The sequence below is a fragment of the Paractinoplanes durhamensis genome (assembly GCF_016862175.1).
In the GTDB taxonomy this organism is placed as follows: domain Bacteria; phylum Actinomycetota; class Actinomycetes; order Mycobacteriales; family Micromonosporaceae; genus Actinoplanes; species Actinoplanes durhamensis.
In genome coordinates this window covers 1-14,305 of the sequence record NZ_BOML01000025.1, presented here as the reverse complement: position 1 = coordinate 14,305, position 14,305 = coordinate 1, and the positions used below count along the sequence as shown (strand labels likewise).

12 protein-coding genes are annotated in these 14,305 nt (G+C 69.5%); 10 read left to right on the top strand and 2 right to left on the bottom strand.

The annotated features are described in order from the left end of the window. Positions 1-27 precede the first annotated feature (27 nt). The 5 genes from Adu01nite_RS14925 to Adu01nite_RS14905 all read left to right on the top strand — a co-directional run bounded on the left by Adu01nite_RS14925 (position 28) and on the right by Adu01nite_RS14905 (position 5,570). Positions 28-1,512: an APC family permease gene (locus Adu01nite_RS14925; RefSeq protein ID WP_203727437.1), complete on the top strand. Its 1,485-nt coding sequence runs from the start codon at positions 28-30 to the stop codon at positions 1,510-1,512. Further along, positions 1,509-3,422 carry a primary-amine oxidase gene (locus Adu01nite_RS14920; protein WP_203727436.1) on the top strand — a complete coding sequence of 638 codons (1,914 nt, stop codon included), beginning with the start codon at positions 1,509-1,511 and terminating at the stop codon, positions 3,420-3,422. The genes Adu01nite_RS14925 and Adu01nite_RS14920 overlap by 4 nt, the downstream gene beginning before the upstream one ends. Then, positions 3,419-3,775 (top strand): hypothetical protein, encoded by a 357-nt coding sequence (locus tag Adu01nite_RS14915; RefSeq protein WP_203727435.1) that lies wholly within the window; start codon positions 3,419-3,421, stop codon positions 3,773-3,775. The genes Adu01nite_RS14920 and Adu01nite_RS14915 overlap by 4 nt, the downstream gene beginning before the upstream one ends. 179 nt (positions 3,776-3,954) lie before the next feature. Next, positions 3,955-4,407 carry a MarR family winged helix-turn-helix transcriptional regulator gene (locus Adu01nite_RS14910; RefSeq protein WP_239132415.1) on the top strand — a complete coding sequence of 151 codons (453 nt, stop codon included), beginning with the start codon at positions 3,955-3,957 and terminating at the stop codon, positions 4,405-4,407. Positions 4,408-4,472: 65 nt separating this feature from the next. Then, the gene (locus Adu01nite_RS14905) at positions 4,473-5,570 is read left to right on the top strand and encodes an NAD(P)/FAD-dependent oxidoreductase (protein WP_203727434.1); all 1,098 of its coding nucleotides are present in this window, start codon (positions 4,473-4,475) and stop codon (positions 5,568-5,570) included. On the opposite strand, the gene Adu01nite_RS14900 is transcribed toward Adu01nite_RS14905, so the two are convergent. Further along, the gene (locus Adu01nite_RS14900) at positions 5,567-9,124 is read right to left on the bottom strand and encodes a TIR domain-containing protein (protein ID WP_203727433.1); all 3,558 of its coding nucleotides are present in this window, start codon (positions 9,122-9,124) and stop codon (positions 5,567-5,569) included. The two genes, Adu01nite_RS14905 and Adu01nite_RS14900, sit on opposite strands and share 4 nt — an antisense overlap. Positions 9,125-9,509: 385 nt before the next feature. Here Adu01nite_RS14900 and Adu01nite_RS14895 point away from each other — a divergent pair, with 385 nt between their 5' ends. Next, positions 9,510-10,025, top strand: coding sequence for a GNAT family N-acetyltransferase (locus Adu01nite_RS14895; RefSeq protein WP_239132414.1), 516 nt, complete (start codon positions 9,510-9,512; stop codon positions 10,023-10,025). Here Adu01nite_RS14895 and Adu01nite_RS14890 read toward each other — a convergent pair. Next, a complete protein-coding gene (locus Adu01nite_RS14890) occupies positions 10,022-10,222 on the bottom strand; it encodes a hypothetical protein (RefSeq protein ID WP_203727431.1) in 201 nt (66 codons plus the stop codon). The two genes, Adu01nite_RS14895 and Adu01nite_RS14890, sit on opposite strands and share 4 nt — an antisense overlap. 232 nt (positions 10,223-10,454) lie before the next feature. Between Adu01nite_RS14890 and Adu01nite_RS14885 the strand changes: the two genes are divergently transcribed. The 4 genes from Adu01nite_RS14885 to Adu01nite_RS14870 all read left to right on the top strand — a co-directional run. Beyond that, on the top strand, positions 10,455-10,787 hold the full coding sequence (locus Adu01nite_RS14885) for a hypothetical protein (RefSeq protein WP_203727430.1): 333 nt from the start codon (positions 10,455-10,457) through the stop codon (positions 10,785-10,787). 74 nt (positions 10,788-10,861) lie between these two features. Beyond that, positions 10,862-12,172, top strand: coding sequence for a GlnX family signal transduction membrane protein (locus Adu01nite_RS14880; protein ID WP_239132413.1), 1,311 nt, complete (start codon positions 10,862-10,864; stop codon positions 12,170-12,172). A gap of 402 nt (positions 12,173-12,574) precedes the next feature. After that, positions 12,575-13,621: a phosphate ABC transporter substrate-binding protein PstS gene (gene pstS / locus Adu01nite_RS14875; protein WP_203727429.1), complete on the top strand. Its 1,047-nt coding sequence runs from the start codon at positions 12,575-12,577 to the stop codon at positions 13,619-13,621. 445 nt (positions 13,622-14,066) lie between these two features. After that, positions 14,067-14,305: hypothetical protein (locus Adu01nite_RS14870; protein WP_203727428.1), on the top strand; the 239-nt coding region annotated here is incomplete at its 3' end.

The following is a 14,305-nucleotide window of genomic DNA, read 5'->3' as shown; positions in this document are numbered from 1 at the left end:
AGCGCTCAAAATAAGAGGAGCCCGCCCATGACCAGCCCCAACGCCATTCCTCAACCGGGCCCCCGCCTCTCCGGCCGGCTCGGCCCCGTCGCCATCGTGTTCATGGTCGTGGCCGCCGCCGCGCCGCTCACCGTCGTGATGGCGAGCCCGATCGGTATCGCCCTGACCAACGGCGGCGGCATCCCCGCCAACTACCTGCTCGCCGGCGTCATCCTCCTGCTCTTCGCGGTCGGCTTCACCACGATGGCGCACCACATGAAGGACGCCGGCGCGTTCTACTCGTTCGTCGGCGCCGGCCTCGGCCGCCACCTCGGCAGCGGGGCCGCGTTCCTGGCCCTCTTCACCTACCTGGCCATCCAGACCGCGATCTACGCGTACCTCGGCTTCAGCGTCTCCGCCCTGATCGTCTCGTTCGGCGGGCCGGCGACCTCCTGGTGGATCTGGACGCTGGTCGCGATCGCGGTCGCGGCGTTCCTCGGCCACCGCGACATCGACCTGTCGGCCAAGGTGCTCGGTGTCCTGCTCATCCTCGAAGTGCTGGTCATCGTGGTGCTCTCGGCGGCCGTGGTGATCCGCAACGGGGTCTCGTTCGACTCGTTCCGGCCGTCCGTGGTCACCTCCGGGCCGCTCGGCCTCGGCGTGATGATGGCCTTCGGCGGCTACAGCGGCTTCGAGTCGACCGCGATCTTCCGGGACGAGGCGAAGGACCCGCAGCGCACCATCCCGCGGGCCACCTACGCCGCGGTCATCGGGATCGGCGTCTTCTACACCCTGGCCACCTGGCTGCTGGTCTGCGCGTGGGGGACCGGGCAGGTGCAGGCGGTCGCCCTCGACCACCTGGCCACCGGCGACCTCGTGCAGGTCACCGCGGTCGACTACGTCGGGCAGTGGCTGAGCGACACGATCGGCGTCCTGATCTGCACCAGCCTGTTCGCCTGCGCGATCTCCTTCCACAACGTGGTGGCCCGCTACCTGCACTCGCTCGGCCGCTCCCGGCTCGTACCCGTCCGCCTCTCCGCCACCCACCCCACCCACCAGTCGCCGTACGTGGCGTCGCTGCTGGTCACCGTGGTTTCCGCGGTGTTGCTCGGGCTGTGGCTGCTGCTCGGCTGGGACCCGCTCACCCAGGTCTTCACCTGGATCTCCTCGACCGGCGCGCTCGGCATCATGGGCCTGTTCGTGCTGGCCTCCGCCTCGGTGGTGGTGTTCTTCGCCCGCACCAAACTCGACCGGCGGCCGTGGAACACCGTCATCGCCCCGATCCTCGCGCTGATCGGGCTGGCCATCGTCGGCTGGACCGCGATCAGCAACATCGACGCGCTCACCGGGTCCACCGACTCCGGGCTCAACACCACCCTCATCGCCGCGCCCGTGGTGGCGCTGCTGATCGGGGTCGCCGTGACGGCGTACGTCAAGAAGCGGCATCAAACGCTCTGGCAGGACCTGCGTTTCGAAGCCCGCGAAGCGGGCCTGGTCGGCCAGATCACCGAAACCGAAGGAGCATCAGCATGATCCACCCCCTGGCCCCGATTTCTGCAGCGGAGATCGACGCGCTGCGGCTGGCCGTGGAGAAGGCCGGCCTCGGCGGCGAGGCGACACGGTACTCGTACGTGATGCTGCGTGAGCCCGCCAAGGGTGACGTGCTCGCCGCGCGTGATGATCTCCCGCGCGAGGTCTCCGCCCTGCTCACCGACCTCTCGACCGGCGCCGTCACCTCGGTGCTCGCCGACGTCAGCGACGTCTCATCGCCCGCGCTGGTCGCTACGTCCGTGCTCGACCCCGCGGTCGACGGCGTCGCGCCCAGCCTCGACGAGGACTTCGTGCTCGCCGAGCAGATCGTGCTCGCCGACCCGGCCTACGTGGCCGCCCTGGCCGCGCGCGGCATCACCGACCTGTCCCGGGTCAAGGTCGTCGCGCTCTCCGCCGGGGTGTTCGGCTACGCCGACGAGGTGGGCATCCGGGCTTGCCGGGCCCTGGCGTTCTGGCAGGAATACCCGACCGATTCGGTGTGGGCACATCCGATCGACGGCATCGTGGCGCACATCGACCTGACAAATAAGACGATTCTCCGCCTGATCGATACCGGGCACCTCGCGATCCCGGCCGAATCCGGCGACTACCTCGACCCGGCGGTCCGCGGCGACGAGCGCACTTCTTTACGCCCCATCGAGATCACCCAGCCCGACGGGGTCAGCTTCAGCCTCGACGGCGACGTGCTCAGCTGGGAAGGGTGGAGTGTGCGGCTCGGCTTCAACGGCCGCGAAGGGCTCACCCTGCACCAGCTGTCGTTCGCCGGGCGGCCGGTCCTCTATCGCGCGTCGGTCAGCGAGATGGTGGTCAACTACGGCGACCCGTCGCCCACGCACGCCTGGCAGAACTACTTCGACGTCGGCGAGTACCAGTTCGGGCGGCTCGCCAACTCCCTCGAACTCGGCTGCGACTGCCTCGGCGAGATCGTCTACCGCAACGCGACGGTCGCCGACGACCTCGGCCAGGTGCGCGAGATCGGCAACGCGATCTGCATCCACGAGGAGGACTTCGGTGTCCTCTGGAAGCACACCGACATGTTCGCCGGCACCAAGGAGACCCGCCGGCAGCGACGCCTGGTGATCTCGTTCTTCGTCACGGTCGGCAACTACGACTACGGCTTCTACTGGTACCTCTACCTGGATGGCAAGATCGAGCTGGAGGCCAAGGCGACCGGCATCGTCTTCACCTCCGGTCACCCCGGCGGCGACTACCCGTACGCCACCGAGATCGCCCCCGGCCTCGGCGCACCCGTCCACCAGCACCTGTTCTGCGCCCGGCTGGACACCATGGTGGACGGCCTCGCCAACGCGGTCGACGAGATCGACATCGCCCGGGTCCCGGTCAGCGACACCAACCCGTGGGGCAACGCGCTGACCCGGACGATCACCCGCCTGGCCTCGGAAGAGGATGCCGCCCGCGAGGCCGACAACCGGATCGGCCGGGTCTGGCGGATCTCCAGCGCTTCGACGGCCAACCGGATGGGCCACGCCCCCGCGTACGTCCTGCACCCCGAGGGCAAACCGCTGCTGATGGCCGACCCGTCGTCGTCGGCGGTGGCCCGGGCGGCGTTCGCGACGAAGAGCCTGTGGGTGACCCGCTATGCGCCCGACGAGCTGTGGGCGGCCGGCCCGGTGGTCAACCAGCATCCGGGCGGGGCGGGCCTGCCGGCCTACGCGAGTGCGGGCCGCGACATCGACGGCGAGGACATTGTGGTGTGGCACACTTTCGGCCTGACCCACTTCCCGCGGCTGGAGGACTGGCCCGTGATGCCCGTCGACTACGCCGGCTTCACCCTCGCCCCGGACGGCTTCTTCGACCGCAACCCCACCCTCGACGTGCCCGCGGTCATCGGCGCCGCTGACCACTGTTGCGCTCCGGGCACATCGGAATGAGGCGGCTTGCCGGGCGGGCTGCCGCCGTGCTGGGGGTGGCCGGATCGCTGGGCCACCTCGCCATGGCGGGGGAGCACGCCCGGCACGCGCCGGTACTCACGGTGGGGATGCTGCTGCTCGCGCTGGTCTGCGCCCGCTGCAGCGTTCATCTCTGGCGCCGCCCGACCAACCCGGCGGCCTGGCGCGACCTGGTGATTCTCGCGGTGGTGATGACCGCCATGCATTGGCTCGCCGGCGGCCTGACGGTCACCTTCCTCGCGGTGCCGATCCTTCAGGCCGGGTTGGGCTTGCTGTCTTTTTTGGTACGAGGCCGGGCCGCGCTCAGCGTTCGAGCCCTTGCTGGGAGGCAGTGAGGATCGGCTTACCGTCCGGACGGGCCGGGAGCGCGCCGACGCGAAGACCAGGCAGGCCAGGTCACCACCGAGCCGGCGGGTGGCCGCCAGGGTCGATGGCCCGCAGTCGACTGCTCACGGCCGGAATTGTCGCCGAGCGGCCGTGAGTTCGTACACCGAATTATCGGTAGTCTGGGCGGGTGGGAAAACAGAACGGACGGATGGGTCTGTCCACCGCGATGGTTCGGAACGCCTTCCTGGTGAACGCCGCCTACTCCGAGAACAGCCGGGAGTACGGTTTCTCGCCCCAGCAGGGGCAGTTGTTGTGCATCCTGCGCTCCCAGCCGTACGGGATGGGGGAGCTCGGCGCCGTGCTGGGCCTGGCCAAGTCGAGCGTCACCGGCCTGGTCGACCGGCTCGAACGCGGCGGCCTGGTGCGCCGGGAGCCGGACCCGGCCGATTCGCGGGCGGTCCGGGTCGCCCTCACCGCCCGCGGCGGCAAGATCGCCGACCAGTTCTACACCGAGACCCGCGAGCGCATCCTGGGCCTGGCCGCCGGCCTGACCGACGCCGAGCGCGAGACGCTGGCCGCCCTGCTGGCCCGCATCGCCGACGAAAACAACGTCTCGGTCATCTTCATGGACCTGGACTGACTCCTTGAAGTTCGGACTCCGAACTAATATGGTTCGGACAACGAACTACATGGAGGTGGGCCGAGATGGCTCGTACGGTGGTAATCGTGGGTGGGGGTTATGGCGGCTCGTTGGTCGCCAAGGAGCTGGACGCCGTCGCCGACGTGGTGCTCGTCGACCCTCGCGAGGCGTTCGTCAACGCGGCCGGCTCGCTCCGGGCGCTGACCAGGCCGGATTGGGCGGCTCACGTCTTCTTCCGCTACGACACCCTCCTGGATCGGGGCCGGGTGATCCGCGACCGAGCCGTCTCGGCCGACCCGGCCGGGGTGACCCTGGCGTCGGGCGAGCGGGTCGACGCCGACTATCTGGTCCTGGCAACGGGTTCCGGCTACACCTACCCGGCCAAGCCGAACCCCGGGTCCACCACGACCGAGGCCGCGCTCAGCGATCTGCGGAAGACCCACGAGGAGCTGTCCGGCGCCGACCGGGTGCTGATCCTGGGCGCCGGCCCGGTCGGCCTGGAGCTGGCCGGCGAGATCCATGAGGTCTGGCCGGCCAAGCGGATAGTCATCGTCGACCGGGGCAACGACCTGCTGCCGAGCCTGCTGCCGGAGGTCCGCGCCGCCCTGCACACGCAGCTGGCCGATCGCGGCATCGACCTGCGCCTGAACACCGGCTTGGCCGCGCCCCCGCCGACCGCCCCCGGCCAGGCCGGCCTCTTCACGGTCACCACCACGACCGGCGACCGGATCGAGGCCGACATCTGGTTCCGGGCGTTCGGGGTGAGCATCAACAGCGACTACCTGACCGACGGCAGGCTGACGCCCTTGACCGAGCGGGCGACGGTCCCGGTGACCGACCGCCTGAACGTGGTGGGCCACGCCAACGTCTACGCCTTGGGCGACCTGACCGACCTCCCCGACCCGAAGATGGCGTCCTACGCCCAGGTGCACGCCCAGGTGGTGGCGAAGAACATCGCAGCCCAGGTGGCCGGCGAGCCCCCGGACGCCGTCTACACACCGACCCCCGACCGGCGCATGCTCGTGCCCCTCGGCCCGCACGGCGGCGCCGGTCAGCTCCCGGCCCCGCACGGCGCCACCGCGGTCCCGGCCGAGACGGTCTCCACACACAAGGGCCTGGACCTGTTCACCGCCCGCTTCGCCGCCCGGTTCACCCGCAACTAGCCGTCGAGCGTGCGCACCACCGACTCCACCAGCTCGGCGTAGCCGGAGTCGCGGTGCAGGGTGGGGGACAGGGCGTTGAGGTGTTTCAGGATCTCGCCGAGCTCCGGCAGGGCGGCCCGGATCGCCGTGTAGAGGTCGATCTCCTCGCGGAATCCGCCCATGTTGGCGGCGGAGACCCCTTTGAGGGCCTCATCGAGCTGGGCGACCTGCTCCTCCCAGTATTTGACGTGGCGGATCCGGTCGAGCGGCTTGTAGATGCCGGCGCTCGCCAGCACCACCGGGAAGATCCGGGTGCGGAGGTCGCCGTGCTTGGCGATCTCGAGCAGCTCGAACATGCAGCTCTCCGACCGCAGATACTCCTCGCCGATGACGAGGACGACCGCCCGGCCCCGGCCGAGCTCCCGCATGAACTCGCGAATGTCGCCCTTGTAGGCGATGTCCCGGTCGTCCTGGATCAGCCGGACGTTCCGCTCCTCCAGTGCCTGGCGCAGCTCGTCCACGACCGGGAAGCTCTCGTCGTTGCGGGCATACGAGACGTAGACCTCGCGCTTCTCGGTCACCGCCGGCGGCTGCGGGAGGCCGGCCTGGGTGCGCAACCCGTCCCGCCAGCGCTCCCTCATCTCCTTCCGCAGCGGGGCGACAGCCGGGTCGTCCGGCTGAATGCCGTGCAGGGTGAGAACAAGATCGAACAGTTCGAGGAAGTGCCGGGCGCCATCACGGAAGTCACGGATCTCGCGGCCACCGAGCCGGGCGAGCTCGTCGCCGTTGGGGGTCCCGTCCAGCAGCAAGGGGATGACCTGGGCCGGGCTGCCGCGCCGTAGCCGCGCCCCGAGCATCGGCAGGTCGGCCGCCTGCGACCAGGCGGCCCAGTAGGCCGGAGTGAGGATCATCAGGACGTGGTCGTCGTCGTGCAGGCCGTCGATGCCCTCGACCAGGTCGACGCCCGCGTCACGCAGACTCTGCATGAGATCCAGGGTCCATCTGCCCTGATCGTCGGTGTGGCTGAGGTAGCACCGGGGCGCCGTGGCGGCCCGAACGTAGGCCTTGACCCGGGCGAGATTCGCCTCATACACGCTACGGAATCGGGCGTAGCCCTCCTGCCGGGCCACCTTCGCCAGGACACCAACGGCCGGCTGGCCGACCGGTTCGGCGTCCGGGAGGGGCACCTTGTCGGCGCATTCGCTGCAGTAGAGGAAACCACGCCGCTCCCGGCGGCGCTCCACGACGACGGACCGTGCCTGCCGGTGGCCGTTGCGACAGAGCACCGGAGTGAATCGGGTGACCTCTACGTCGCGCTGAACCAGGAACTGTTCGAACAGCCCCTGGAACAGTGCCCGCCCGTAGGCCGGTGTGGCCGGGCTGTAGGACAGGACGAACTCCAGCTCGCCTTCGCGTTCCTGGATCACTCGGAGGCCGCAGATCTGCCCCTTCTCGATCTCGTACTGAGTCTGGTCCTGCCACTGGGTGACCCGCTTGAACACCGGCGCGTAGCCGAGGAGCACCGCGAGGGCCGCGTAGGAATTCTCGACCCGGCCGCGGGCGACGTAGGAGACGTCGTCAAGGGTCTCGGCGTCGTCGTCGAGTGGGCGCCTCTGTTTGATCAGGCTGGGAAAGATCAGCAGGGTTTCGGCGCCGAGCGTCTCCCGGAAACACACGTTGTGCCGGAGGAACCGGACCACGGTCGCGTCGACCAGTACCTCGCGCTCGACCGGGTCGAGGCCGGTCAGCTCGGCGATCGGGTACTGCCCGTGCAGGAGCGTGGTTTCGTTGAGCGCGCCCAGTTCGCGGGGGTGCTTGTCGGCCAGCAGGATGATCGAGGAGGCGACGTCGGGCAGGAGCTTCGGCACCAGGAGTACCAGTTCGAGTCCGGCGGAACTGCGCAGAACGGCGACGTACCCGTGGTTCTCCAAGTGCCGTACGGCGGCACGCATCTCGTCGAGAGTGAAGCGCCATTGCGGATCCGACGCGGAGAGATCGCGGAAGAGCTCGTCGAAGTCGACGAGAACCCGGCCGGTCACCGCCTCCTCCTGTTTGAGGCCGAGCACGTGATCCTTGATCCGCTTGAAGGTCACCGTGGTCACGGTGGCCGCGGCCCGGTCCCACGGGATCAGCCGGCGAAGGGTGTCGAGCAACTCGCCGACGCCCTCACCCGTCTTGGCGCTGGTGCCGATGTAGCCGCCGGTGATGCCCCGCCGAGTGCAGAGTTCGTCGAGATCCGCCCGGGACAGCACGGATGTGCCGCGATCCTGCCGGCCGCCGACCAGCACGGTGGGCGGCAGCGTTCCCCTGGCCGCCAGCTGCTCCACCCAGAAGTCGACGCCCTTGAGCGTCTCGTGCCGGTTGGTCGGGTCGAACATCAGCACGGCGAGGTCGACCCGCTCCAGGAAGATGACGTGCACCGGCCGATAGACGTGCTGACCGGCCAGGTCCCAGACCACGGCCTCGCACACGGTGCCGTCCGGGCGCTCCACACCGAGGCTGTCGACGACCCAGAACTGCTGCCCATGAGTGGAGTCGTGTTCCTGGAATTCGCCGTGCGACAACCGCCAGCCCAGCCCGGTCTTGCCCACCCCGGAATCACCGACCAGCACCAGCTTCGCGGTCGTGTACCGGATCATCTCCTGACCGGTGCCCGCTCCTGTGATCGTGGCGAGATCCGCGCGGAAGAGGAGGAGCTCGTTGGCCCGGGCCAACGCGAAGTGCCTGCCGTCGGGGGCGAAGCGCGGCCGGACCCAGACCTGGTCGTCGCGGTGTGCCAACCGGAGGACCGCGAGTTCGCGAACATCGTCGGCGTGCCAGAACCGGACGGTGTCGTCCCACGAGGCCGTCACGAAAATGCTTCCGTCCGGCGAGAAGGCAATGCCGCGCGTCTGCGACGTGTGGACCTCGATGGCGTTCCGGAGGCGGCCGGTGAGCGGCTCCCACAGGCGAACGGACTCGTCGCCCGAGACCGAGACGAGCAGGTCGGCTCGTGCGGACCATGCCAGCCCGTCGATGTAGCCGGTGTGGCTCTTGAGCTGTGCGACGGCATTCCCGGAGTCGGTGTCCCAGATGTAGATGGGGCGGTCGCCGGTTTTGTCGTCCCGGTCCGCGGCCTCGGAACCGCCACCGGCGAGGAATCGGCCGTCCGGCGACCATGCAAACTCGTCGATATTGTCGCTGTGAGCGTTCAGGCTTCGCAGGTGTGACCCGTCGGTAGCCCGCAGGATCAGGGCCTGGCCCCGGCTCGTGCCGACCGCGACGCGATCGCCCTGGGGGGACACAACGGCGCCGTCCAGGTCGGGATCGGTGACGGTCCAGAGCACGTCGCCGGTGTCCACGTCCAGGAGGCCGACCTGACCGGCTCCTTCGAAAACGATCCTCCGGCCGTCCGGCAGCCATCCAAAGGAGGCGAATGTGGTTTCGTGGTCCTGCCCGGATTCGATCTCGGCTTGGTCACCGGTCCGGGGAAGGATGAACTCGCGCAGCACCCGCCCGCTGTCGACGCTCCAGATCGTCACGGTGTTCGCGGCCGCGACGCCGATCTCACGACCGTCCGGAGAGAACTCGACCACTCTTGCTCGTTTGGCCGGAACGGACAGTCGGGCCAGAAGCTCAAGGCCAACGGGAGCCGGCTCGTGGAGACCCCCGGTGTTCGCACCAGCGTGGGGCTCAGGTTCGGCTGCGTCACCCATAACCATCAAGGCTACGCATCAGGCGGACGATCGAGTCTCCTCCCTCGGCGTGGCAGCGATCGTGTGCGCGTGGGCGCCGGCGCCGGTGGCCCGCTGCATCGCCCCGTTGTCCGCGCGGCACGGTGACGGCCCAGCAACAGGGCCAGGGCCACACCGGTCGATGATCTCCATTGCGCTGGGGGTTCTGTGCGGATTTCCGGTTTATCGGTCACTCGCCCGATCGCTTGGCTGGATCGCCAACGGCAAATAGCGGCAAAATATGGCAATGGATAATGTACGGCTCCGGCCTCTCCTTCTCGATGACTGGCGAGCCGTGCACGGATGGGCGAAATTGCCGGAGTCGTCGCAGTTCCAGGGGTGGGGTCCGAATACCGAGGCGGAGACCCAGTCGTTCGTCCGGGAGGCGTCGGCGCTGTGGCACAGCAAGCCGCAGACCAGCTTCCCGCACGCGATCGTCGCCGGGGCCGACGTCATCGGCATCGCCGACCTGCACCTGCGCGGGGCGCATCAGGGGGAGATCGGCTACGGCATCCACCCCGACCGGTGGGGGCGCGGGGCCGCCACCGCGGCCGCCCGGGAGCTGCTGCGGCAGGCCTTCGAAGAGCATTACCTGCATCGGGTGTACGGCACCTGCGATCCCCGCAACTCGGCGTCGGCCCGGGTTTTGCTCAAGATCGGGATGGCGTACGAGGGACGCATGCGCGAGACCGTGCGGATCCGGGACGGCTGGCGCGACTCCGACCTGTACGCGATCCTCGAGCAGGAGTGGCGCGCCCGCTAATCGCTCAGAACGCGGGTGAGCTCGGCGGCGTAGTGCTCCGCGATGGTGATGCTCTCCAGGGCGATCAGGCGGCGGGTGCCGAGACCGACCGGGCCGGCCGGGCGCAGGCGCTCCCGGACGTCGCGCATCGCCGCCAGGTGCTCGTCGAGCCGGTTCAGGACGAAGACCGAAAGGTCTGGTTCGGTATCGATCGTCATGATCGGCGACTCCCACTCCCGCGTGACAACCCGCCGAATCCCGGTCCTCCCGAGCGGCGACCCACCCATCTTCATGCAAGACTTTGGCTTGGTAGTGGGAATGCCGATTTTCCGTTCGCAATCAAACGCACACCTCCTTCCCGGCGGATGATTCCCGCCGTAGGGTGGTCGGGCGGCTGAACATTCGGTGACTCCGCCGGAGGTCAGGCGCTCGGTGACGAAGGGTGACCCGATGCGCGGCTCTGTGCTTGAAGTGCGGACGAGTGCCGACGGGAGTGTGGTCATCGCTCCGCACGGCATCGTCGGCCCCGACAAAGCGGTCGAGCTCCGTCAAGTCCTGGTGCATACGGTTCGGCGAGTGCGGCCGTTGCGGCTGATCGTCGACCTCGCCGACGTGCCGGAACTCGACCCGATCAATGTCGGCTCGGTGGCCGCCGCGTGCAGCCTCGGCGATGATCATCACGTTGCCGTTTTCGTCGACAATTCCATTCCGTTGCTCGCCCGGCAGCTCGCCGCGGCCGGTGTTCCACGCCAGCGATTGCGCAATTCCGCACCATTCAGCTGAACGGCGGATGGCCGCCAGGTTAACGCGATCTCCCCGTCGATTCTGCAATTGCGGGCGTCCATTACCGTGACGCCGTGCCCGCAGTTCTAGAGGCGACCCGCATCGCTGCTCGCCGCGCCGTCCGGCCCGAAACCCCCGCCCGGCTGCGCCTCTGGGTCGCGGTCACCGTTCTCACCGCCGTCGCCCTGCTCGCCTCGCTCAGCCTGCTCATGGCCCGGGTGCAGGAACAGGTCCGGATCATCGGCGACGAGGCCGCACCGCAGGCCGCCACCGCCGCCGACCTCTACTTCGCGCTCAGCGACATGGACGCCCAGGTCGCCCGGATGGTGCTCACCGCCGGCAACGACGACCTGGCCGGCAGCCAGATCGACGCGCTCGGCACCTACCAGGAACGCAGCCGCCAGGTCGACGCCGACCTGCAGAAGGCGCTGACCACCACGACCGACCGGGCCGCGCTCCAGCAGCTCGCCACCGACCTGGCCGTCTACCGCGAACGCGTCTGGCAGACCCTCACCGCCGGGGACGCCGCCGCCGGCTACTACACCCAGGCCACCAACCTGCTGCACCTCAACCTGTTGCCGGCCGCCCAGCACCTGCGCGACAGCAGCACGGAACGGCTTTCCGACGCGTACGACCGGAAGAGCGTGACCCAAAGCTGGGCCGTGACCCTGGCGGTCGTGCTGGGGGTCGCCCTGGTGCTGCTGCTTCTGATCCTCCAGGTGTGGCTGGCCCGCCGGTTCCGCCGAGTCCTCAACCCGGCGCTGCTCCTCGCGACCGTCCTGACGGTTGCCGTGGTCGGCCCGGCCATCGTCGTGCTGGGCCTGCAGGGCGCGGTGCTCGACGACTCGCGCAAGACCGACCTGCAGCCGTTCCTGGCGCTGTCCCAGGCGCGGGCGATCAGCTACGACGCGGCCGCCGACACCAGCCGCTTCCTGATCAGCGACAACCTGGCCTACTACGACGACGACTTCCGGCGGAAGTCGACCTGCCTGACCGCGGGTGGCTCGTGCGAGATCCCCGGCGGCCTGTCCACGGTGGCCGGCGGCCCCGACGTGAGCCCGTACGATCGGGACCAGGTGCTGACCCGCTGGCAGACCTACCAGAAGGACCACGAGCGGATCATCGGCCTGGCCCGGAGCGGCAGGACCGAGGAAGCGGTGGGCACCCTGACCGGCATCCGCCGAGGCGACGCGTCGTTCGACTTCTCCTATTACGACGCCGCGGTGGACGAGATCGCAACGGCCCGCGCGGACGCCTACGACCGGGCCCTGCACGACGCGAAGACGGTGCTCACCGGCTGGCCGTGGATCCCGGTCGCCGTGCTCGGCCTGGTGATCCTGTTGATCCCGCTGGCGGTCCGCCGCCGCTTCGCCGAATACCGCTGACCCCACCATCATGTTGACGGTCAACACGAAATCAACACGTCAACACATGACGCGTCCGGCAATGTTGATCCAGTCAACATGTAGCCACGCAGGCGCGTGCCGACTCGATCGGCCCCGGCCTTCCGCCCTCCGCCCGCAGCGTTCCGGCTGCCGCCCGCGGCCCGTCGCCCTCGGCCCACCGTCCGTTGTAATCCGGCTCCAGCCCGCCGCCCTCCCACTGCTGATCTCCGCGGGTTGGTGTTCCGCGGGTTGGTGTTCCGCGGGTTGGTGTTCCGCGGGTTGGTGTTCCGCGGGTTGGCGTTCCGCGGGTTGGCGTTCCGCTGGTTCGCGTTCCGCTGGTTCGCGCTTCGCCCGATGGCCCTCTGGCTGTCGCCCTCTGATCTCCGCCCGAAGGGGAACCTGATGAAGCTCCGAGCGTTGGGAATGGTCGCTCTGGTTGCGCTGGCCGGGTGTGACTCGGCGCCGTCCGAGGCTGCGCCGGCCATCTCCTGTGCGGCCGGGAAGATCGCCGGGCAGGGGTCGTCGGCGCAGGCCAACGCGGTCAGTGCGTGGATCCGGAACTACCAGGTGAGCTGCGCGGACGCGACGGTCGAATACGCGAGCGTCGGGTCCGGGGCCGGGCTCGACGCCTTCATCGCGGGGACCGGTGACTTCGCCGGGACCGACTCGGCGCTGTCGGCCGAGAACCAGCCCAAGGCGAACGCCCGCTGCGGCAGCGGCCCGGCGATCCACCTGCCGATGGTGGTCGGGCCGATCGCGCTGGCCTACAACGTGGCCGGGGTCGGCGACCTGCGGCTGGCCCCGGACACGATCGCCCGCATCTTCAACGGCCGGATCACCGCCTGGAACGACCCGGAGATCATCCGCGACAACCCGGGTGCGGTGCTGCCGGCGACCCCGATCCGCACCGTGCACCGGTCCGACAACTCCGGCACCACCGACAACTTCACGAAATTTCTGGCGGCGCGGGCGGCAGCCGACTGGCCGCACGGCTCCGGCAGCGCGTGGAAAGCGCCCGGCGGCAGCGCCCAGAAGGGCAGTAACCGCGTGGTGTCCACGATCGAGCGCTCGGACGGGGCGATCGGCTACGTCGAGGCGAGTTACGCACGCTTCCACAACCTGCCGATCGCGAGCGTCGGCAACGCGGCCGGCACGTTGGTCCCGCTCAGCGACGAGGCCGCGGGCAGCATGGTCGCCGACGCGAAGATCACCGGCACCGGCGGCGACCTGAAGCTGGCCATCGACTACGCCACCACCTCGGCCGGCGCCTACCCGCTCGTCCTGGTGACCTACGAGGTGGTCTGCAAAACCGGAACCCCAGACCTGGTGAAGAGCTTCTTGACGTACGCGTCGAGCACCGCCGGCCAGCAGGCGGCAACAAGACTCGGCTACGCACCGCTGCCCGACAAGCTCCGCGACCAGGTAGCCGCGGCCGTCGAAACCCTCTGATTCACCCTTCCGAGATCACCACCGACCCCGAAAGTGGACCCCACCTCAGCTCGGCCCGTGCGCTCCACACCGCTGCGCTGAGAGCCGACCGATGCCACCGCGACCTGAACCGCCCTGCCCGAATGCAAGATCGGCGAGGCCGGCCGGCGCCTCACGGTTGGCGGGTGGTTGGCGGGTCGGTCGTGGCGGTGGTTGGCGGGTCGTCGTGGCGGGGCCAGGGCCTGGGGGCCAAGGCCAGGGCCACCGACTTCGCGAAAGTTGGGGCCTCGCCCTCGCAGCGAGAGGCCGAGATCCAGGAAATTGGGGTCTGGTCGCATGCCCGAGGCCCCGATATCAAGGAAATCGAAGTCCTGACCCGCGCTGCACAGACACCGCTTTCAAGGGAATCGGGCCGGCCGGCCCGACATATGGCCACGACCACGACCATCCCGCGGACTCATAGCGAATGCGGCTTTCCGAAAGCCTCCCGGCGACCCGGCGACCCGGCGACCCGGCGACCCGGCGACCCGGCGACCCGGTGGCGCGGCGACCCGGTGGCGCGGCGACCCGGTGGCGCGGCGACCCGGTGGCGCGGCGACCCGGCGATCCGGCGATCCGGTGGCGCGGTGGCGCGGCGACCCGGTGGCGTGGCGATCCGGCGATCCGGCGATCCGGCGATCCGGTGGCGCGGTGGCGCGGTGGCGT

Excerpts from the sequence above, each read along its gene's own strand:
- Adu01nite_RS14890 (WP_203727431.1), bottom strand. The coding sequence starts at position 10,222 with ATGACGATCGATACCGAACCAGACCTTTCGGTCTTCGTCCTGAACCGG.
- Adu01nite_RS14905 (WP_203727434.1), top strand. The coding sequence starts at position 4,473 with ATGGCTCGTACGGTGGTAATCGTGGGTGGGGGTTATGGCGGCTCGTTG.
- Adu01nite_RS14885 (WP_203727430.1), top strand. The coding sequence starts at position 10,455 with ATGCGCGGCTCTGTGCTTGAAGTGCGGACGAGTGCCGACGGGAGTGTG.
- Adu01nite_RS14925 (WP_203727437.1), top strand. The coding sequence starts at position 28 with ATGACCAGCCCCAACGCCATTCCTCAACCGGGCCCCCGCCTCTCCGGC.
- Adu01nite_RS14920 (WP_203727436.1), top strand. The coding sequence starts at position 1,509 with ATGATCCACCCCCTGGCCCCGATTTCTGCAGCGGAGATCGACGCGCTG.
- pstS (WP_203727429.1), top strand. The coding sequence starts at position 12,575 with ATGAAGCTCCGAGCGTTGGGAATGGTCGCTCTGGTTGCGCTGGCCGGG.
- Adu01nite_RS14895 (WP_239132414.1), top strand. The coding sequence starts at position 9,510 with ATGGATAATGTACGGCTCCGGCCTCTCCTTCTCGATGACTGGCGAGCC.
- Adu01nite_RS14915 (WP_203727435.1), top strand. The coding sequence starts at position 3,419 with ATGAGGCGGCTTGCCGGGCGGGCTGCCGCCGTGCTGGGGGTGGCCGGA.